The sequence below is a fragment of the Acidobacteriota bacterium genome, assembly GCA_016700075.1.
Taxonomy (GTDB): domain Bacteria; phylum Acidobacteriota; class Blastocatellia; order Pyrinomonadales; family Pyrinomonadaceae; genus OLB17.
Genome location: CP065000.1, coordinates 15844 through 36800, shown reverse-complemented (window position 1 = coordinate 36800; position 20957 = coordinate 15844). Strand labels below are relative to the sequence as shown.

Below are 20957 nucleotides of genomic sequence, written 5' to 3'. Positions count from 1 at the left end.
TGAGTGGTTGGCTAGGATCGTTTCAGCTTTCAATGTGTGATCTAAGATCAGTCAGCTTTCCAAGTCGCCGAACGACCGTGCCCGGACTCGGACATTCACCCCGGATGCTGGCGCGTCGAATCTCATGAAACGTAGGCATCCGGCCGACCTTTTTCGATAATCTCTTGAGAGCCAATTCTATCTCCTTGTTCGTATACGAACGCGGCTTCACTAGAGCGAATCCAGCCGCTCGGTATGCGTCCGGCAAACTTCCAAACATCCTGGCAAATGTAGTGGATGAGGAGCACTCTCCGGTCTTGCTTGCGGCATTGATGTCCCGATCGGTCGGTTTCCTTCCTAGTTTTTTTCCGAGCGCTTCGAGCTGTTCGATCAATTCTTCCTTGGTATATTTTTGCCAGTATTTAGTCCGCGTCTTCGCTTTGCGGTAGGTCGCCTTTGTGCGAGCGGCTCGTCGGGCTCTGGAAAGCGTTCCGAACTCTTTTAGAAAGGTTTTCACCGACGGGCCTTTCCTTTCGTCGTACAACCGCTGAATATCCGCGGACTGTATCGGACGATCGAGCGCAGCGTCCAACGTTTTTAGGATCGCGATCAATTCCTCGCGGCTGTAGTTCTTTTTGGCGGCACCGGCCGCTTCGATCGCGGCAGGAACCGATCCGAATGCGCGTACAAAGTGGTAAGGGGGTGAAACCTCTCTCCTGCGTCGGGCAGCATCAACATCTTCATCAAAGAGCGGCCGACCCAACTTCCGCCGAAGTTCGCGAAGTTCTCGGAGAAGTCTTTCGCGATCGGACGAGTCGAATTCCTGTTTATACTTCGGCTTCAGCTTCGCGCGCTTCACGGCTGTAAGGAAACTACCGAACACCGCGTAGTACACATACAAGGGGTAAACCCGTTCCTTTTCCCTTAGCACGGGCCAGTCGTAAGTTGTGGGTGCCCTGCCTAACTCTTCAGCAACTTCTTTCAGTTCGGCGATCAGATACTGCCTTGAAGGCAGGTCCCCTGTCTTGCGGCTCTTCTTGTTACCCGTTTTGATCTCGGGATTCTCAAGAAACCAACGCCGGCAGGCTCGGCAATAAAATCTTTGCTTACGGTGTTTGCCAAACCCGGCCTTGCTGGTTTCACGGCTGCCGCAGTGGTAGCAATCGAAGCCTGATTGTGTGGCGGGGCGTCCCATTAACCAATCGTAACATTACCGATAATTTTCTGATTTCGCGACCCGCGATACTCGCCTGCCCCTCCCCGTAGGCCGACCATATACGGACCATCGATAAGCAAATCGATGTGGGTAAGGATGTAGTCGATGCTCGGTAGCCGCCTTTCACTTAGCTGCTCGATCGTGAATCCAGAATAGACCGTGACGTGAAGACCGTGGTTCTTCAGTCTCGATACAAGCTCGGCAACAGACTCCGGCTGGTCGAATGGCTCGCCCCCCAGGATCGTTACCCCATCGTGCCATTCACGTTCCATAACGATTTCATCAACGATTGATGAGATCGACACAAACTTTCCGTTTTCTCGCTCATGTGTTTCAGGTATGAAACAGTGCTTACATTGTATTGAACATCCGCTGACTTGGATGACACTCCGTCTGCCCGGGCCATCCACAACTGAGTTGTGATAAAGCCTGTAAAGCCAAATCGACAAAGGATTAGAATGGAGCTGATCAACTTTTGACTCAGGTTTCAAAACAGGTAGGTACGTTTCTTGTTCGGCCGGCTTCGCGCAATTGAGGTTCACCCGTTTTCCAAGATCGCGTGAAAGATCATCTACAGTCTGTTTCGACGCTTGCGATATCTCAATCGTAACGGTACCCGCATCCGGTTCGAGTACGAAAACGACTTCTTTATTCATTGAGCCCCACCTTCCTCTTCGGTGTCGGCTTTATATGATACTCGACCGTCTTTCGATCAGTAGTCGGTGTCCCGAACACCTGTTTTAATTGCCTAGCGGTTCGCTCACACGCTGGTCCTTGAACTCCGTTTATCTTCGTGTCGCAGTTTCCGGTTTCAGTGTCGATCGTAAATTCAATTTCAGCCATAATCGCTCCTTCAGAATTTGACCCGGATCTTGATCGTCTTGCCGATCCGCTCCTTCATGAGCGTTCCACCAAGTTTCTTCGCCATTTTTCGGGCAGCAGCTTCGTGATACTGATTTTGAAGCCGAACTACAAAGTCTTTGCCGAGTCGATAATCCAGATCCATGTCGTCGATTACGGCGACATACCCAGCCGTGGTTTTTTGAAAGCCTATATCAGCGAGAAGGTGATGGCTTTTAACATCTTTTCGCCGGATAATGATGTCGGCAGTTCGAGCGGCTCGTTTGTCCCAACCATCGAGCGGAAGTTCCTTCCCTTGAGTTACGGTCGTGAAACCTAATTCGGTCAAGGCCTCCAACAGTAACTCGCCATTCGCGAACGATTGCGATTCGAATGTCATGTATTTGGACATAACCCAGTTCGCCCCCTTAAGTCTAGAATTCATAAATCCGGTCGCTGCGATTGCCGGCGATCCCTGAGTTGTCAGTCGTGCCGGCCGCGCCTCTTATATTGTTGCGGGCCCATTTCCGGATCTCTTCGATCTTCTCGCTCATCATGTGGGCTGTCGGGGTGATACTTTCGACAGCTTTGAGGATGTCTCGCGTTTCAGCAGGGCGATCCTCATCGATAAATGCTTCAAGAACCCCATCCTTCACGGCGCCCTCGATCTCGGCACCCGAGAAGTCCTTGCTTTTGTCAACGAGCTTTTCGAGGTCGAATTGTTTCGGATCGAGTTCGCGTTTCTTCAAATGAACCTTAAAGATCTCCGTCCGGTCCTCGGCACCGGGCAGATCGACAAAATGAATGTAAGAGAAACGGCCGATGCGGAACTGCTCGGACTCAAGCTCGCGGACATCGTTTGCGGTGGCGAAAACGAGAACATCCTTGTTGTCCTGCATCCAGTTAAGGAGGTAGGAAATAGTTCGGGCCGTCTCACCTCCATCCGTCTTGTTTGAAGACTTCATTCCCGAAACAGCCTTCTCGAATTCACTGATTCCCAGAATTCCTTTAATGGTTCCCGCGATCGACAGTGCCCTTTTAATCGACATCGCGGAGGAGCCGATAACACCGCCGCCCTCGCCCATGATCGAGCCGAAGTCGAGATCCAAAAGGGCTCGGTTTGTAATGCTCGAAGCAACCCGCTTGCAGAGGTCTTTGCCGCATCCGGGCAGGCCGACAAGCAGAATTCCTTTACACGGCTCGACGTGCCGGGCTTTAGCTCGCGGACTGAAGGTGTAGGCTGCACGTTCGAGGATCGCTCTCAGCGATTTGTACCCGCCGAGATTACTGGCAGCCTCCGGATGGACGTAGGTCAGTGAGCCACTTCCGCGGATCACATTCTTCTTTTCTTCGAGAATTACGTTGATCGATTCCCGGTTCAGACCATTGCAGCTTATGACAGCCTTTGCGATCACATTGCTGATCTCGCCGGCCGTTAGGCCTAGTAATGATTGCAGCAACGCTGTCTGCGTTTCTTTCTCGAGATCGATAGCAAGCCCGCTCGATCGCAAGTTTTCAAGCTGCAGTTCGATCGACTCTTCGATTTCATTCTCCTTTGGAAGTTGAAGGTCGATCTGGGTGATTTCTTTCTCCAAGGTTTTTAGATCGGGAAAGTTAGGTCCGACGAAAAGAACCGTCGCCTTTGTGGACTTCAGCTTCCAGGCGATCTCACGCAGCCGTCTGACGAGGAGCGGATCCTCCTGACCGTATGGAGAGATGTAGGGAGCGTAGTCGCACAACAAAAAGATTCCCGCCTTCTGTTCCGAGATGAAGCCGAGAACGCCCTCCGGGTCTTCCGTATCGCCGACAGACGCCGGATTCTGAAGGATGCCTTCTTTCGGATCGAAGATCTTCTGCAGTCCCGATGGCCGGCTCCAGAAATACAGAGGTTTTTCCTTGTGCCTCTCCTGGAAAACAAGATCGATCAGAGCTTCACGAACACGGTCTTCCTCATAAGTGTTGATCGCGATCAGCGGATAGCGGGCTCGTATGCGAACGTCGAGTTCGCGGAGGAATCTCTCGATGCTTTTCGCATCGGATGCTTGGTCTGTCATAAAAACTATTGAGTAAAGCTCAGAATTCCAAAGAGTCGATCTGTCCCTGATTGAGAATCCCACTCGCTCTCATTGTTCTATCCACCGCTTGTTTTTGCGTTTGGGCGGGATCGGCGATTGCAGGAGTGGAAATGGTGCTCGGGGGAACAGACCTAGCGGAGAGTTCCTGTGCATACGGACTTTGGCCGGAACCATCAGGAGAATCCCAGTATGGTGTTGCGCGATGGTTCCTCTTCGCTTCGAGCTTTTTCCGAAAGGCTATTTCTGCAACCGGTCGTAATTTATTCGAGCAAATTACGACACGAACCAGAGAAGATCCTCGCCGGCCATATTCCGAAATGCAGCTGTAGCTTCCGCCATCCTCTTCGACCAGAAAGATATTGAATACTTTGTCGCTGTTTCTGGTTGGGTTTGAGTAGTGGAGAAATTCGGCTTCGACTATTCGGGATGACATCGGATTAAAGCTCTAAGGCAGACAGGCGGTCTTCATCCAGAAGTTTCCTCGATTGAACGGTGGTGGCACGGAGGATATCGCCAAGCGCGTTTCGCATCTCCTCCGGCGATCTCTGCTTTGTCTCGCGTCCGGCCGCGTCTCCGAGCCTTGTCAAGACTTCTTCCAGCGAGGTGTCGCCGGTGAAGTTCATGAGTTGGTACCACTCGCACATCTGTCTCGCACGCTTTGCCAGGGAGCCGGGCACGAACTTAGCATCCTTCATTCTTTCGGCCATTTCCGTAGCCGCTTCGAATAACTTTGCAGTGATCTGAGCAAAACCTTCCTTAACCGGAGATACCGCTTCTTCGGCCTCGCGGCGGGCGGCCTCGATCTTCATATTGCGAATGCGTTCCTTCACTTCACGCTCGCGTCTCCTCTCTTCGGCTGCATTTTCAACCTTTATTTGCTCGACACGACGTTTCGAATCAAGCTCAAGTTCAAGCGTCGTTCTCTCTGCATCCACTTTCGCGGTTTGGAGGGCGAGCGAACGGGTCAGGTTCCGCTCGGCGATCATCTCCGAGCCGAGAACGAGAACTTTCGGCTTCATCGTTATCACAAGCCCGTCGCGAATCATCTCGCGAGTAGGAACCATACCGAGCGCCTGGGCGACCACCGCTTCAACAAACTGATCTCGATTAAAAGGTTCGGTGGTCGTCGCCTGAAGCCTGTCCGCCGAGTCTGCAGCGAGATCACGAAAACTGTCGGTCAAAAGTTCAACGATCTCGTCGTATTTTTCGAGGGCCTCGGCTTTTGCCTTTGAAAGGGTTTCGCACGCCCGAAAGTATGCCTGCTCGAATTGCTCGAATGCGGTCCAGGGGATCCACTTATATTCGCTCGTTCCCCAGACCGTTTCGCAGAGAGTGAAGCGAAAGCCGAACCTATTTAGAGCGTTGTGAGCTTGTGCGGCCCCGCGCATCAGCTTGTTCCGATAAAGGTCGGGAAGCAATCCGGCTCTTGGCGGACTCACCCGAACTGCCGTATCTTCGGGAAGTTTTACGCCGAGCGTCTTCCATTCAAGCTGGCGAACAAGAGTACCGAACCCACGGCAATCGATATTCATGAAGATGCCTTCGCTTTCAAGAGTCGAGAGGTCGAAAGGCAGCGATTCGACTTCGCTCGACTCGATCCCAAGCTCTACAGCAGCTCTCTCCTTCCTTTGGTCGAGGCGGCTTAGAACATTGCGAACGAGATCCGTCTGCGAAGGAATGACAGTGAATTGCAAGCTATCAGGTTTTTCCAGGATCTCGGGAACCTCAAGAATCTTAGACGGCTCAGGGTGCTGATTCGGCCCACTGTATTCGTTCCGACCAAAGATGTTCTGTAAAACCGAAGAAGCGAGAGAATCTCGATTGGGAATCGCACTCGGAATGCTGAGACTTGAGTTGTGCTGCAGAGTTTCCATATTCACACCTTCCGCCAGCCGCCTGTTTTCTCCGGTTACCAAACAGGCAGGGCTTCGAATTCAAAGCCGGCATTTGCTGAACGGCATCGGCTCGAAGGAGAAATCCCGTTCGATTCGAAGGCCATTCACGTCTACTTCTTCCAGTTCGCGCAGGCCGAAATAACCCCACTCACTTTCAAAACCGATCACGTAGCCGAAGAACAGAAAATCGCCTTCGACCTCCTCGCCTTCGGTCACGAACCAGATCCATCCGGAAGCCGCGAAGAAGAACGCGACATGGACAGTCGGATCTCTTGCTCGGTGTTGAGTGCGCAGTTTTGGAAGGACTTGTTTAAGCTCTTCGGTAAGAAGCCTGGACATGATCTATTTTCTCTTTTGGATTGCGGAAGCGACCTGATCCGGCGTGCAGTAGAGCGATCGGCTTGTGCCGGTCTCAAGATCAAAGTAGCTTGCGAAGCGACGTAGCGACCTGGTGAGGAACATCTCTGTTAGCATCTCGGCCATTTCAACCGCGACTCGTTGATTGATATTCAGGCTTTGCTCACCAAGACGAATGCGATCGGGACATGAGAGCCTTTCCCGGTCTGCGGATTCTACCTTCTTCTCCGCGTCAAGAAGGTCGGGATGCACAAGTGACGGGGCCGGAAGCGACCTGCAAATGCTTGTCCCCGTAAAATGCAGAGCGGGCTTTATCTTCTTCGTATTCGAACCGACAAGAACCTGTCCCGACGATCGGCCGTTGCCGCCGTCTATCCACCATAGGTCGGGAGCATCATCCGATGATCTGTATCCCCTGTGTTTTCCGATCGCGAGTTGGATATCCCGACGTGCAAGGTGATTATCGACACAGCCGACGATCACCTTCAGTGAACGATGGTCACTCGACGGAGCCTTCAAATGCTTCTCGCCGTCGAACAACTCATTTGCGTAGTGGGATTCTAATCCCCACGCAAGGGTGATCCGCTTTGCAAGCGACTGAGCCTTGAAACTGCCGATCTCTGCCGAGCAGAAGTTGCTTCTCGGAATGTTCCCGCTCTCGATCACATCGGGATCCACTATCAGCATCTCTACCGGCGTGTGCTGCGACTGCTTCAGCTCGAACATCAATCGCGCGATAGCCGGGATAACGTAAGAGCCTGTTCCTCCTGCTCCGACGACTATGAAACGAAGGCTGCTGTAGTCCCTAGGCATCACCACGGCGGCTTGAGAGAAGCTAAGATCGATATTTGTCACGGCAAGCCCTCCACGAGAGCATCTATCTCATTCAGGTCGATGATCCCTTCGGGAATCTCTCCAACCCAGGACGCTGGGATCGGAACAAGGTGATCGTAAACACCGCAACGGAACCGTATCTTCGGCTTGTCGTGAACGTCGATCAAGATCGCGAAGATCCTGAACTTGCCGAGTTCATCACGGTCATCCGCACTGCTGAAGTTGAGCGCTCCCGGCGGGTGCGTATGCAATTCGATACAACAGTCGGCATATTCCGGCAAAGTATCGTCGGCAATAGTCGATGCCCAGTTGTTCTCCCGGCCCGAAGCCCTCCACTGCCATGCGGAAACGACCTTATTCCAGTAGATGAGATATACGTCTTCCTTAAAGCTGGAAGACGGATGTTTCTGTTGGGCGTGGCGAAGAATATCCGCCCACAACGATGCAGGGATCCCTTGCTTTGTCCACGAGACCCCAGGCAAAGCATTCGGAAGACCGGATATCCTTTGCACGCTCAGCGGAAGGCATATGCTGAATTCCTGCCGCATTGCACCGACGAACAAGCCGTTGCCGGCAAGGAGATATTCGAAAAGAGCGGCCTTGATCGGCTCATTTTCGCTCGCGGCGATGCGATACCCGACCAATTTTGGCGGTACGACAAGATTCGGTGACATAGAGACTTAAAGTTTGAAACTAGAAGCGGCTGTCGTATCGAGTCCGCTCGACGATAGACACCCAAGCGTCTTCGACGGTGTTTGACGACATGATCAATTGGGGCGACGGAAACTTCTTAACATCGTCCGCCGCCAGTTTTTCGAGCAGATCGCGAACGTCGTTTTCCGTCTGGCATCTCCCGGTTGAATGATCCCCGTTGAATGGCGCGTCGAAGATAAGTTTCCAGACAGTCGAAATGGTTGAAGGATGGGTATCGGGGACCTCGTTCTTTCCGAAACAGATCTTTCCCCCGCCGATATTCGGCAATGGAGCAAAAGCAAGGCGAGTATTGCGAGAGACCTTTGACCTCGATGAAGCCCAGAGGTAATAATCCCTCCCCTTTCCGAGAAGGATCAATGTCGGCAGAGGCAGGGTTAGGGTCTCAATGCGATCGCCCGGAAACGCGACTGTGATAGTCCGAACCCCGGCAGGCAGATACGAAAGGATTGCGTTCCCGTCCGCAGCCTCACGATAGCGAAGGACCCTGCGATCTAGCCAACCGGTATCTGTTTGAAGATCGCGAAACGCTCGCGTCACTTGTACGCTCGACAATGCCTTGAGGGTTTGCCGGTTCTCTCCGAAGGTCTCAAACAGATATTGACCAGGAAGAAAATAAAGCGCTGCCGAAGCGTCCGGAGGAATAACGCTGTGTTCCATATCAATCGTTCTATCGTTCGGGAAAAAATCTTCAGCGAATATTCACTGAATTGCGGATGGGTTGAGTCGTTGAGGCGGGCCGACCGTTCTGCACCATCGGTCTGACATTTCCGTTACCGTTCTTCGCAGACGCGGCGTTACCGTCGTCATCTGCGTCGGCCACGATACCGATAATAGCAGCGAGGCCGTATCTTCTTCCGTAGGTCATCGCGGAGCCTACGCCCTGGGGATCGTTCTTCGAGAGCGGGAGACACAGTTCGCTTTGGACCCATTGGCCGGACTCGTGAATAAGAAAGGTCTCGACAATGAGCGTGCTCTCGGCCCCAACACGGTTACCCTGGATTACACACAAGCCGTTCTTGGAAAGGAGCACCCGGCAGCTTTCCCAAACGGAACTGAGATCGGCATACGTCGAGTTGTAATACGGGTTTGTCGAATCCCGCTTTGCGGGAGCGAGGCTCGCCTGTACGACCATGAGGGCCTTCGCGAGATCGCTGATGTTTTCGCTTTTGTTCATTGATTTTCGCTTCCTTCTGTCCTCATAAGAGCAGTGTCATCGGGCAAATTCCCGGTATTCCAAAAGTCGATAAGTGCCGACAGCATCTTTTTCGGATTGGCCTCGATCAGTGCGTCGAGGGGAGTCAGATTATCGTAAGCCTCCCGCGCGTCGTGACAATCGCGGCTAAGGCCCTCTATCGTTTCGCGATTGAACTCGAACCAATCCGCCATCTGGCAGTAATCGCTGTCTAGCCAGGGATTCCCGGTCGAATGATCGACGAGTCTTAACAGGTCCTCGAAAACGCATCCATTCTTGTCCCAGACTCCCTGATCGGGATGAGAGTTGATCTCGGGAAATTCGCTTCTGGATAGCTTGAACCGTTGATTCAGAAAGTCCCAAGCATCATCCGGGCAATAGAAGATCAAGGCTGCCGCATAGCTGACATTTAAATTCTCGAAGTATATTTCCTCGCAGCAAAGATCCACATTGAGAGGCGGGATCGCGAAGTGTTCGAGGTCGCCTTCAGGATCGTCATGCCAGTAATCGAGCAGAGGAAAGCAGTTATCGTTCACAAGGTGAAAAAGTTCGTTTGCTCGTTCGCTGTATTTGTGAAAGTATCCACGCCGATAGAAACTTGCTTGCGAAGCCGCCCACTCATCGGGAAAGAGGTCCCGGTAGATGGAGTATTTCTCCTGCTCGGAGATAACGGCGGCAACATAGTTTCGGGCCGCAACTGCATTATGGCTACGTACCTTGAATCGCAGATACTCAATTGACTTCGACAGCCGTTCGCTGAATTGCCCAAATAAAAAAGGAGCCGGGCCGGCACATACAGACATACTCAAGGGCTCATTATTAGAATCCGGTTGGAATAGACGCAGACGGACTCGCCGGCAGCCGAACAAATGCTGCGAGCTGTTCTTGCAGCACTTCTATCTCCGTCCCACCGATTTGAAGGATCTCTTCCGCTTTCGTTACATCCTCTGCACTGAGAAGATCCGCCGCGTTCCTTCGCATAAATTCCTCGGCCAGAAGGATCGCGGGATTTACCTGCTCGTTTTCCCGAACAAGTATCTCCAGCGGTGATAAGGCGTTCATCGGATTCCCTTGTGCTGGGCACGCTTGACGATCGTAACCGTGAGTTTCCCGTCCTTTACTTCGCGGGTTATATTCGCATTCTCGATTGAAGCGAAATGAGGCTGAAGGACGGTCTTCAAGGTCTTGTCCTCCTGGGCCAGCGCAGCATCAAGCTCGAATTCCTGCCCCTCGATCTTGATCGTCGCTTTAGGATCGGTAACCGGCGTCGAATTCGCCGGGGTCGTCTGTTCATTTGCCATAGCTATATACCTCGATCGGGTTAGGCCGTGAAAAGGCCGCCCTGTAGATTCTGATCCGTTACCGTTGTATTCGTTGAAGACGTCGTTTGTGCATCAGGCTTTAACGGGGCGGTCGAAGCAGCCTTGCCCGCCTTCGCCGGAGATTTCGACTGTTTTTTTGCTGGCTTTTCTTTCTTCACTTTTTCAGCAGCTCTTGCCGGCAGTTCGTTCCTATACTGCTCGAACGCCAGACCGAGCGTCGCCGAGATCTGCGAGAGAGCGTCGGCAATCTCAACATCGACGATCGTGACTCGAGGCGTAAAGTCGTGAGTCCGTACACTTACGACACATTTCCGTACACCGTCGGACTCGGGAAGTAGCTGCACAACACTCGTCACAGTGCAGCCGTCAAAGTTATAAGGCTCCTTTTCGGGGATTACGATCGAATCGATCGACTCTACAACCGTGGTCTCGTTTTGGTTCGGCGCTACCTCGGTTTCGCGAGTCTCAGTGGATGCACTCTGCACGACAACGTCAGGACTACCCGATTCGGATTCGGATTCCGATATCACTTCCGTTTCAACAAGATCTGTCGAAACGCTTTGCTCGATCGCATCCGCAGCGTCGGATACGGGTTCGTTGGATATATCGGCGTCGGGTTCTGAAGACTCGTTGTCGAACTTTTCCACTAACGCCTCGATCTCCGGATCGTATCCCGGTGCGCACTCGTCGGCGTAGGAAGGTTTATTGCTCTCACCTTGCTCGTCGGGGCTAACGATCCCAAGATATTCGTCCCGGGCCGGGTCTTGCGGCTGGTACACCGGCGCGGGTTGGGGTTGGACTGGCTGTACCGGAACCGGCACAGGATCGGTACGGACTGCGTGTGAAGGATCAGGAATCGGCTGAACCGGATCCGACGGTCGGGGAGTAGCGGGATTGACGACCTCTGCCTGAAGCGGTCGCGGCTGACCGCCATTTTGCTTCTCGATCTCACGAAGTGACTGGAGAAACTTGCTCAGGAAAAGGTTCTTGATAGTCGCTTCCTCGTGGGCTCGGCATACGTATTCCGCGCCGCTCCAAAGCTCCAGGCCAAGCTGATGATTCGCTTGGCCGCCGCTTTGAAACCCGTCAGATCGGCTCACTTCGGTCGCGAGAGTTGTGGCCGTGAAAGCCAGTTGCTCCATTTTTTCCTTGTTGTCGAGTGGTATAAAGGAACCGCTGTTCAGAATTTCCATTTTTTGTTCTCACTCCGCCTCACTGCCTTCCGCTTCTTTTTTCTTCAGTACAATCGACATAGGTAGGCTGTCGCCAGCTTTCCCTGTCACACCACCGTGCGTACGGGTCCGTACACGGCGGTTCCGTGACTTAAGCCGCACGGGCCGGCCGGAGTCTCGCACCACGTTTCGCCAATGGAGGTTTCGCCGCTCCCAGGTTCCTTTCGGGCTTCACCCTATCCGCCCCCGGTAAGCTCAGCCGAAGCTGATTGGCTGGCGCATAGCCATCCATTGAGATTCGTTAGCCACTGCTCACGATCACGGTTCGGGCCTTCATCCGGATTGACCGGAGTTACTATGCCCTCTGCTGACTTCTGCTGCCGTATTCAGATAGCATTACTGCTATCCCAGTCGTGTATTCGCGACCGGCAACAGATCTCCCGAGGTAAGTTCGACCGCCTTCAGTGCATGCACAACCGCCGGATTTACAACCAGCGTCCTTGATGGATATGGGCTTCGCTGTCATTGGCCAGCTCGCCCGACGCCGTATGCCTCCTATCCGGTTTTTGTTCATCGGCTCACACCTTTGCTCCCGCGCTTTCTTCAGACCCCGCCTCACAACGACGCCCTTGCGCTTCGCTAACCCTTCACCTCCATCAGGTTGGGTAAAGGACTTTCACCTCCAAGCTGTCGAACATGCTCGGCACACCAAAAAAGGTTCGTGACGGATCACGAACCATATACGAAAACGGTATTGATAGATAAATACTATGCTGCTGCCGAATAGGCCATTGCCTGATTTTCCGAAGTCTGAGGAGAAGCATTCCGAGAATTTTGAGAACGCTCCCGATGTTTCGTGAGGATGCGCGAAAGTGTCGAATGGGTCGTTTTCAGTGATCTCGCTGCAAGACGCAGGCTTCCGTTGCTCTCGTTGAGCTTGTGTTCTATAAGAGTTGCTGCGGCTTTCAGATAAACACTATTAAGATCGTCCGATGCCATATCAAGGATGACCGTGACCAGATCGGGGTTGAGATCATCCATACCTGCGTCATTAGTGGAATCTGTCCCCGACAAACACAACGCTGCGCCGTTGGGACCCGGCAGCGAATCCGGAGGCAGAATCATTCTGATCATTTCAACGGTGATCGTTGGAGCATTCATCGACTCTACCGCGAGCCGAGCCGCAAAGTTTCGAAGCTCTCGGTAGTTGCCTTTCCACTGGAATCGTTCCAACTCGGACAATGCAGCCTCGTCGATCAAGAAGGCCGAGTCTCTGCCTACCGCAAATCGCTCCTCTTCCATCCGGCTCAAGAACAGATGTCGGATCTTTTCCCGCTGCGATCGAAGCGGGATAGTTTCAAGGGAGAGAACATTGAGGCGGTCGAAAAGGTCGGGACGGAACAAGGAATCTCTTACCATTGCCGTCAGGTCCCGCGAGGTGGCTGCGATTATTCGAACGTCTATCTCGCGCTCGTAAGTGCCGCCGACCCTTCGTATTCGTCTTTCTTCTACCGCTTTGAGAAGCTTCGCCTGAAGGCCAGGCGTCAGTTCACCGATCTCGTCGAGGAAGAGCGTCCCGCCTCCCGAAGTCTCAAAGAGGCCGGCCTTTGCTGACACGGCGCCCGTAAACGCACCTTTTTCGTATCCGAATAGTTCCGATTCGAGTAGGTCCGATGTCAGACTCGCGCAATTGACACTTACGAAGGAGCGCTTCGATCTCGGACTTAGCTCGTGGAGCCTTCGGGCGATCGTCGTCTTGCCGGTTCCTCTTTCTCCCGTAATAAGCACGTAATGCGGGACCAGGGCATAGCGAGCTATCTTTTCCTCGAGGATCGATGATCCCGTGTCAATGCGGCGGGCGGCAGATCTATTGGTCATAAAGGCGGATTCTCCTTGTAAAAAAACTTCCGTAGGCCCTTTAATTGCGGATCTGAATAAGATGCTCTACAGATTTCGCGGCCGCAAGCCTGACGCCCAGAAGCTGTGCCCAGTTCCAAAAATTCAACCTACATAAGTAAAAACCCAGATTTGGCAGAGATGTTACTTTTAAAATGAGATTTTTTTTGATTGTTCAACGAACTGCCGTAAGGAGCCGCTCAGAGAATACACTTTTGCAACCGGATGATCTTCTAATCGGAAGTTCGGATAAGACTTGTCGAAAAGCCAATGAGAACAAGCAATAGTCCGAGAATCTTGATCGCCGCTACCAAACTCACTGGGTATCCCGGCCGGAACGGAAGCGCCTGCCCGTACCTGTTGGAGTTCGAAATCCACGCTCGCATAAACCAGACCTAGTGCAAATCCCCATCCCGCGACCAGAAACTCTTGACCGGCAGAGACATCCTTACTGACGCGCCAGGCACCATAGAGCAGCAGCCCGCCAAGAATGTAATCGTCGAAAAGGTCGAGCGGATCGTCTTGCCAAGTGTTCCATCGCCGGTAAGTATCAAGCACGGGAGCAGCTATGCCAAGCAAGATCGCCAGTGCCCTGCTCAATCCTAACCTCCAGCCCATCTTCTGCTTCTTTCTCATTAGGCTTCTTGCTCAATCGGACTTCGGTGATTTGTTTATTGCTACCCTCAACACTACATACCCTCGAATACTCCAGGCAACTCCATAGGTACAGCCAAAGCGTGAATGGAATTAGCATCCGGTTCCAGTAGCCATTCGGGAAGCTCGGCCGGTTGTTCTTTTTCGAGAGTCTGAAACTCGGTACGCAGCTCTGGCAGGAAATCGATGTCGGTGGATTTGGGCGGGTACAATGCAAGGACTGGTTCCAAGTAAGAACTTGGGGACTGCTCGGGCAGGAAGAAGCGCTGCTTCCCGTTCTGTACGATATTAATTAGCCCCATTCCTCGAAGCTCGCGGATCTGTTCGAACGTCGAAGGACATATCTCGGTGAGAACACGTCCCTGAAACCGTGTCGTTCTAATCCGGATATCTCCGGTGAGATGCGCGGTGTTGTTCTCAAAGTCGACTATGCGGAGCACCTCCGGCGCGGTTGCCGGGACCTCGGAGCGCAGGCCGAAGTGGCGGAAAAGGTCGCGAAGCCATTCTTCAGCGATCTTCACACCGACGAGTCTGGTGCCATCATCGGTCGTCGTTCGGACGATATTGAGAGCGTCATGGCTTAGAGTCTTGAGATACTTCCAGATCGGGAGCAACGCTCCGCTCAGAAGATGCACCGTCCTTTGTTCATACGGAGGAATCTTGGCTTCTTCCGAGAGCCACCATGACTCTGCTTTGGTTTTAGGAACGATGCGATATTTCTGGTTTAGTTCGCTCTCGCGGATGTATAAGAGATTCCGGCCTTCGGGTTTCGAGATCGAGAACATCTGATACCTTTCACCCGTTTCGGGATCGGTGTGCGAGAGGGTTCGCCTAACGGCAACGAATGATCCATCGCGTCTGTCTTGAAAGAACTGGTGAACACCGCTCTCCGACAACTCCGAGTATCGTGCAGGTTTAGTGGCTATTTTAAGCTCGAGCTTGTAATAGACCGTTCTCGCTCCAGTCAATGCATCAGCGTGTAAAACCTGCGGCGGTTCGGCGATCTCGACGGAAATGGCTTTCAGGTCCTCCATCCCGTCATCGAGCTTTCCGTTTTGCTTCAGGTACTCGATCGTCTCAAGGAACGTCGAATAGAAATGATCGAATAGAGTATTCTGACGATCCACTTCCAGTGATAGAAGACGATTCAGGAACCTTGGGATGTTCGTCTTCTCACTATCGGGAACTACTTCGCCGTCATCGGTATTTCGGATAAGCCCCATGTCCCGCAGTGCCTGTTTCGGATCTTCAATCCCTTCGATCTCAACACCTCGCATGATCCCGGTTAGAACTACGTTCAAAGCCGAACGGCCCTCCTTCGATTCGAGATTGTATTTATCAAGATTGCCTGCCTTCTCTGCCTTCCTGTCGCCCTTGGTCAGAGCTCCCATGTTTCCGAGCCTGCGGGCGATCGTTGCCGAGAACCTCTTCTCGCCGCCCAACTCAGTGAAGACAAGCAGATAGACCGGCGGAAACATTTGGCCCGTTCGATGGGTTCTCCCGAAGTCCTGGATCTGTTTGTCGGCGGACCATTTCAGTTCGGCGGCGATGTGGAGGCGGCGTTGTTTATTCCCCGCGTGCTCTCCGGCGTGAAGGCTATCGCCGGTCGATGCGACCTCCGACATGATCGCGATCCGCTTGTCTCCGTTCTGGAACGCGTTCTTCTCGTGAAGGTTGATCAGCTTCGACGGAACGCCGGCAAGCTGGCGGGGGCGATACTCGAGCGTGCCCGAAGTTGTTCGGATGAGACGCTTCTTCCGGCCCGTCATCTCCGCGACGTTCTCCACGCCGAAGTAGTTAACAAGCTGATCGAGCGGATGCTCCGGCACTTCAAGGACGGAAAGTTTATCAAGCAGTTCGGCCCTCAGCTGCAATGCCGCACGGCTCTCAATTTGATTGCCGTCAGTATCGAGAACAGGAATATATTCGATGGTTCCACTGTATGGATTTGTTCGTTCCTGAAAGCAGGCCGTTGGAAAGCATTGTGCAACAAGCCGGGTCAGGGTCTCACGTGGGCTAAAGTCAAGACTGTCGAGAGCTTCATCCTGGTCTGCGGCCCGCTCGATCTGCTTCTTGGTCTGGCTCTCGCCAGTGCCGGTTATCGAGACGACTATCGATTCCTTTCGTCCGAGAGCATCTTCGATCTCGCGGATCAGGGTCGGTACTTTGAAAGCTGTGATCAGATTTCTAAAGCACCGCTGATGCTCGGCCCAGAATTGATTGACGGCCTGTGCTCGAGTCGCCTTTCCAGAGTTGGTAATATCCAATGCCCGGTGGATATTTCGAAAGACCTCTTGCCAGCCTTGGGCCATGTTGTCGTACATTTGCCTTTGAGCAGGAGTGAGCCAGTGAGTAACTTCACGGAATTCGACGGCAAGACCTGATTTCGGATCGATCCCCATACTCAGGTTGCCGCAGAGATACCGGCCCATGGCCTTCAGGTCGCGGCAGACCATCTCAAGCGCACCAACACCTCCGGATTCGATCTCCTCGGCGAACTGCTCGAACCCCAGAGGAAAGTTTGTCCCGTTTCCCCAAAGTCCAAGGCGGGACATATATGCCAGATGCCGCACTTCTCCCGCCGAGGTGGCGGATGAATAAACAACGCGATAATCGGGATATTTCTCCGGGTCTTGGATCTCAAGGACGGCCGCCCCGGTTTGGGTGGACTTTCCGCGATCGTCGGCGAATGCGTACTTCGCTCTGTGGCCCTCGTCGAAGATGATAACGCCTTTGTTTCCGAGCCATCGGGTCAGCTGATCGATGCGGCGATTACCGGACTTGGAGCGTGCTATCAGAGAACGATAGGTGCAGAAGACGATGCCGTCGCTGATATCGATGTCGCCATCCGTGGGAAAGTCGTTGATCAGCTTGATCGGCGGAGTGAGTCCCAGCCGTGCAAATTCGTCGGATACAGCTTCGATAAGATCGGCTTTTACCGAGAACCAAACCGCTCGTCGCCTGCATTGGAACCAGTTATCAAGGATTATTCCGGCAAGAGTGGCTGTCTTACCCGTGCCGGTCCCGTCGCCGATGCTGATGCCCGCCCGGGAGCCATCTGCAAGTCTTTGCTCGTGGGCCTGCCCCGCATAGATGATCCTCTCGACCTGCATGGCGGAGAGTCTGCCGCTGTTGCAGAGTTCCGTAGGAAGATAAGGGTGATAAGTGATCGGCGGAGGTTCGACATTCGCTAGACCGGGCGGCTCGACGATGACACCGGGATGTGGTGCTCCGCCAAGAACGAATCGCGGCTTGTAGGCAACTATCGACTGATCGGATTGCGGCTCGTCAGATGAGGCTGAAACTGTGGGAGCAACTGCCGTAGCTGTGGTTGAGACAGGCGCAGCCTCGCCGACCGCATGTTGGTAGCTTGATAACATTTTCTATTTGAATTGAAGATCGAATCGAGGTCTGGCTGTGCTGGTGTCCCCTTCCGCGCGCTGTCAATCGACGTCGTAACCGATAAAGTTTTCGTCGTTGATGAGCAGGTAATAGTAACCGTTGCCGCAGCCTGCGTATTCGAGCGACAGGAAGCCGCGAAAGTCTCCGGTCTCGGTGTTGAGATCGGTTTCGATCGATATGTCATACCCGGCGAATTTCGCCCAGCGGCCGGTGATGAACGCACCGGCTGACCTCATTCGGATAGCTTCGCGAAGGCGTTCGATCTCACGCGGGTACTTTTTAGCGATCCGGTTCAACGAGATCACCTTGCCGTCGATATTGGTCCCCGTCGTGATATGCAGTTCGTAGAGCGTCTTGGGGCGTTGACTCTTACCTGTTTCCCAGGAATTCGGTTCAACCAGGTCTTTTCGCCACGCATCGATATCCGGAAGCGCAAGACAGTCGCGGATGAATGGATTCGAAAAGCTCGCCTCACCCGCCATCCGCTTGTACTTTTCGATGAGTCGGTATTCTTTCCTGATTTTCTCCTCGCCCGTCTGTGGAGGCTTGGAAGATATGAATCGTGAGTAGATCGCAAGATCCGATTCATACACGGTATATCCGCGACGGCTGCTGCGTGGTTTGAAACGGCACAAGCTGCCGCCATCCGAAATAAAGAATCGATGCTTCTTGCCGTCGTTATCGACGGCGCCAACGACCGAGCCGCTCTTAACGGCTTCGTGCAGTTGCTGATAATTCATGGCTATTTGGATCCGATCGTCTTAAAGGCGTCCTCGACGCTGTTGACGTTCTGGTGATGGTTAAAGAGAATCTCGCCTTCGGCCTCGCTAAAGGATAATTTCCGGCCGAGGATCAAAGTTACGCCTACCGTTGTGCCGTTCCTGTAATACTCGCGGCCAGGGAGGCTGATAGATCTGGTAATCCGAATGCCGGGCGACATCGAATCCCAAAACCGCTTTCCCGAAACACTTCCGGGCGATCCCCCTTCGCCGAGCATGACCGCGAACCGGCCTCCGGCTACAAGACGTCGAAGAGCGGATTCGACATGCCGAAATCCAAATTTGTTTTGGTTCCTGTCGACTCGTCCGCCGCTCGATGAGAACGGCGGGTTAGCGAGAATCACGTTCGGCACAATAGTTCCAGGCAGGAGGTCATCGATGAATTCAGCGTCGTGACCGGTCGGGTCGAAACCGATAAGCCCGGCAAGCCGCCGTCTCCTTGGATCTATCTCATTCGTTACGACGGTCGCTCCCGCCGCGCGCGCCCACACGGCAAGACTACCCGTACCACAAGACGGTTCGAGAAGGCTATCTCCGCCGCTTAGATCCAACAGGAATGCAGCGAAGTATGCAATGCATCCCGGCGTAGAAAACTGCTGATAAGCTAACTGAGCCGCGCTACCCCACGATTGGGTCGGGAGACTCTCCTGCAGCGGTCTGAGTATTTCGGTGCACGCTCTGCGGGGATCGTCCGAAGACAACAGTGGTTTCCCGTACTTTGTCGATATGAGGTAGTTAATTGCTGTTTCCGCTATCTCATGACATAGATGCGGATCGGTCGCGAAGTTATCTACTCCGGCATCCCGACAATTCGTCAGCAGCTCACGATTATTTAGCTGTTTCCCCGAATCGATGATCGCGGCGATCTGTTCGATCAGGCCTAAAGGAATGCTAGGGGTTTTGTCCGACTGACACATCATACTTTCTGCCAGCCGCTTGTTTCCGCTCTACGCGAAAGATAGTTGACCACTCGCCTGCTCAAGACATTCCGGGGTTAGATATTTGAGCCATTCGGCTACGGTGAGATATTTCAGGGGAGTGCCGGTGAGTAATGCATCGTCCAAGCCCTTGATGCGTTTATCCCAAGCCACGATCCGGACGTCATCGTTATATGCATAAGAATTCTGATCTGAGCGGCGAAGCCTAACTAACGCCGCTAGCGCTCGTGCTACGTGGGGATTGGTAAGGCTGTCATTGTCGAATGCGATCTCCAATGCTCGTCCCCTTGCAGTCTCGACGATCTCGCGGTGAGCGGTTGCGACGCCGCTGTTGCCAACGACATATCTGTCAGTTAAGAGCGTCTGCGCCGTTGCCGCCTTCAGTGCTCCTTCCGTGACCAGAACAGGTTTGTTTAACCGTGAACCGGGATTGGCGTGATGCAAAGGAGCCCCCGGACCGCAGCCGGTTCGCTCTTTTGACGAGGAAAGCCAGACGTAGCGCCCCGACTTATTCCTCACATATCTCATGAACCGTATCTGGCAAGCGCGAATAAGCCCTTCACTTCCGACGAACGGGATCAGCATTAAGTCATCGAACGAATCCTGCTCGCCCCAGAGGCGCAACGACCCGCTCGAATTTTTCCAGAACCCGGGTATCCCTTGAAAGGAACGAATTCCTCCTTTGGCCAGCGCTTCGACGAGCCGCTCAACTAATACCCGCCGCTCATTTACCAGTCTCGGGAGGCTTCCGTACAGAGAGAGATCGTCTATCCCTCTTTCCAATAGACCGCCTCGCCCGTTCACGATCTCGTAATTGGAGGATGCGGGTGACAATTCGATGAGCTTTCGATAGACCGTATCTAGGATCGGGGGCGGAGCGAGAAGTTTTGAAGCCCGCGTTTTCTTCCGTTTCGAAGTTCCGGAGAAGGTTCGGTTGAAATTGAAATCGAAACCGGAATCCTGATGGTAAAACACTCCCCAGCCGTGTCGGCTGACGCGATCGGCATTCAGAGTAGACCGAGCGCAGAACGATATAGTTTCCGTTGCGGTCGTACTGCACCAATCCGGCTTCCCGCAGATACCGCACGGGCGTTTCTTTGAGACCCTCTTGTATCCGGTAGCTATCATTCCCTTTCCGTATCCCTACGAACTGTCTGCAGCCTGTTTTTATAGGTTCACGGCTGGTTTCCAGCGTGTTCGACGTTGGTGCAAAAATGTTTCACACTTGCAACGCACTCCCGTTTAGCAGTAAAATATCCTTCCGATGAAGATTGGGCCTTATGAACGGGAAGTGGCGTTCCGAGCCGCCTTTGATTCGAAGCATTGTCCGAGCTGTAGAGGTTGGAGACAGCGGAGCATTCAAGTCTTTTGCGACAGGTGTGAGAAGCAATTGCCTATGAATGTTATGAAAGGCCTCCACAACAAAGCGAGCTTTGCGTGGGCGTATTACGAGGCAATGAAGGTCCTTCGACCTGAACTGTATGTAAAAAAATCTTGAGTTTAGAAAAAATGGCAAGGAAGCTATCGAAGAAAATCTGGCGACCGCTTTTTGAGGGAACGTTCATCGGCCCTGTTCAAGTTAAGAGTGCACTCACACCCAGCCAGAACTTCGAAGCGAAGTGCCATAGATGCAGTTGGGCTTCTTATCCCAGAACAAACGAAGAGGCGCGAGACATATTGCTCTGGCATTTA

The 20957-nt window shown here is 53.2% G+C and carries 21 protein-coding genes; all 21 read right to left on the bottom strand.

From position 1 onward, the window contains the following. Nucleotides 1–22: 22 nt before the first annotated feature. Nucleotides 23–1174: a hypothetical protein gene (locus tag IPM50_00175; GenBank protein QQS33038.1), complete on the bottom strand. Its 1152-nt coding sequence runs from the start codon at nucleotides 1172–1174 to the stop codon at nucleotides 23–25. Beyond that, the gene (locus tag IPM50_00170) at nucleotides 1174–1851 is read right to left on the bottom strand and encodes a radical SAM protein (GenBank protein ID QQS33037.1); all 678 of its coding nucleotides are present in this window, start codon (nucleotides 1849–1851) and stop codon (nucleotides 1174–1176) included. Before IPM50_00170 ends, IPM50_00175 begins: the two co-directional genes overlap by 1 nt. Next, complete coding sequence (locus tag IPM50_00165) at nucleotides 1844–2038, bottom strand: hypothetical protein (protein ID QQS33036.1); 195 nt, start codon at nucleotides 2036–2038, stop codon at nucleotides 1844–1846. Before IPM50_00165 ends, IPM50_00170 begins: the two co-directional genes overlap by 8 nt. Nucleotides 2039–2048: 10 nt before the next feature. Further along, nucleotides 2049–2447: a DUF1257 domain-containing protein gene (locus IPM50_00160; protein QQS33035.1), complete on the bottom strand. Its 399-nt coding sequence runs from the start codon at nucleotides 2445–2447 to the stop codon at nucleotides 2049–2051. 22 nt (nucleotides 2448–2469) lie between these two features. After that, complete coding sequence (locus IPM50_00155) at nucleotides 2470–4089, bottom strand: AAA family ATPase (protein ID QQS33034.1); 1620 nt, start codon at nucleotides 4087–4089, stop codon at nucleotides 2470–2472. Nucleotides 4090–4547: 458 nt separating this feature from the next. Beyond that, nucleotides 4548–5984: a hypothetical protein gene (locus tag IPM50_00150; protein QQS33033.1), complete on the bottom strand. Its 1437-nt coding sequence runs from the start codon at nucleotides 5982–5984 to the stop codon at nucleotides 4548–4550. Nucleotides 5985–6044: 60 nt separating this feature from the next. Continuing rightward, entirely contained in the window at nucleotides 6045–6344 is a 300-nt protein-coding gene (locus tag IPM50_00145; GenBank protein QQS33032.1) for a DUF2958 domain-containing protein, read from the bottom strand. 3 nt (nucleotides 6345–6347) lie between these two features. After that, nucleotides 6348–7217 carry a ThiF family adenylyltransferase gene (locus tag IPM50_00140; GenBank protein QQS33031.1) on the bottom strand — a complete coding sequence of 290 codons (870 nt, stop codon included), beginning with the start codon at nucleotides 7215–7217 and terminating at the stop codon, nucleotides 6348–6350. Next, the gene (locus IPM50_00135; GenBank protein QQS33030.1) at nucleotides 7214–7870 is read right to left on the bottom strand and encodes a hypothetical protein; all 657 of its coding nucleotides are present in this window, start codon (nucleotides 7868–7870) and stop codon (nucleotides 7214–7216) included. The genes IPM50_00140 and IPM50_00135 overlap by 4 nt, the downstream gene beginning before the upstream one ends. Nucleotides 7871–7889: 19 nt before the next feature. Beyond that, nucleotides 7890–8567, bottom strand: a complete 678-nt coding sequence (locus tag IPM50_00130) for a hypothetical protein (protein QQS33029.1) — start codon at nucleotides 8565–8567, stop codon at nucleotides 7890–7892. A gap of 31 nt (nucleotides 8568–8598) precedes the next feature. Continuing rightward, entirely contained in the window at nucleotides 8599–9084 is a 486-nt protein-coding gene (locus IPM50_00125) for an ERF family protein (protein QQS33028.1), read from the bottom strand. Beyond that, nucleotides 9081–9905, bottom strand: coding sequence for a hypothetical protein (locus tag IPM50_00120; protein ID QQS33027.1), 825 nt, complete (start codon nucleotides 9903–9905; stop codon nucleotides 9081–9083). Before IPM50_00120 ends, IPM50_00125 begins: the two co-directional genes overlap by 4 nt. A 16-nt stretch (nucleotides 9906–9921) precedes the next feature. Further along, on the bottom strand, nucleotides 9922–10164 hold the full coding sequence (locus IPM50_00115) for a hypothetical protein (GenBank protein QQS33026.1): 243 nt from the start codon (nucleotides 10162–10164) through the stop codon (nucleotides 9922–9924). Then, a complete protein-coding gene (locus tag IPM50_00110; GenBank protein ID QQS33025.1) occupies nucleotides 10161–10403 on the bottom strand; it encodes a hypothetical protein in 243 nt (80 codons plus the stop codon). The genes IPM50_00115 and IPM50_00110 overlap by 4 nt, the downstream gene beginning before the upstream one ends. 20 nt (nucleotides 10404–10423) lie before the next feature. After that, complete coding sequence (locus tag IPM50_00105) at nucleotides 10424–11617, bottom strand: hypothetical protein (GenBank protein ID QQS33024.1); 1194 nt, start codon at nucleotides 11615–11617, stop codon at nucleotides 10424–10426. Nucleotides 11618–12364: 747 nt separating this feature from the next. Beyond that, nucleotides 12365–13474: a sigma-54-dependent Fis family transcriptional regulator gene (locus tag IPM50_00100; protein ID QQS33023.1), complete on the bottom strand. Its 1110-nt coding sequence runs from the start codon at nucleotides 13472–13474 to the stop codon at nucleotides 12365–12367. Between the two features lie 168 nt (nucleotides 13475–13642). Then, nucleotides 13643–14128 (bottom strand): hypothetical protein, encoded by a 486-nt coding sequence (locus IPM50_00095; protein ID QQS33022.1) that lies wholly within the window; start codon nucleotides 14126–14128, stop codon nucleotides 13643–13645. A gap of 53 nt (nucleotides 14129–14181) precedes the next feature. Then, on the bottom strand, nucleotides 14182–17526 hold the full coding sequence (locus IPM50_00090; GenBank protein QQS33021.1) for a strawberry notch family protein: 3345 nt from the start codon (nucleotides 17524–17526) through the stop codon (nucleotides 14182–14184). 63 nt (nucleotides 17527–17589) lie between these two features. After that, a complete protein-coding gene (locus IPM50_00085) occupies nucleotides 17590–18288 on the bottom strand; it encodes a hypothetical protein (GenBank protein QQS33020.1) in 699 nt (232 codons plus the stop codon). A 2-nt stretch (nucleotides 18289–18290) separates the two neighbouring features. Continuing rightward, nucleotides 18291–19247, bottom strand: coding sequence for a hypothetical protein (locus tag IPM50_00080; GenBank protein ID QQS33019.1), 957 nt, complete (start codon nucleotides 19245–19247; stop codon nucleotides 18291–18293). Between the two features lie 27 nt (nucleotides 19248–19274). Beyond that, nucleotides 19275–20393 (bottom strand): hypothetical protein, encoded by a 1119-nt coding sequence (locus IPM50_00075; GenBank protein QQS33018.1) that lies wholly within the window; start codon nucleotides 20391–20393, stop codon nucleotides 19275–19277. Between the last annotated feature and the right edge of the window lie 564 nt (nucleotides 20394–20957).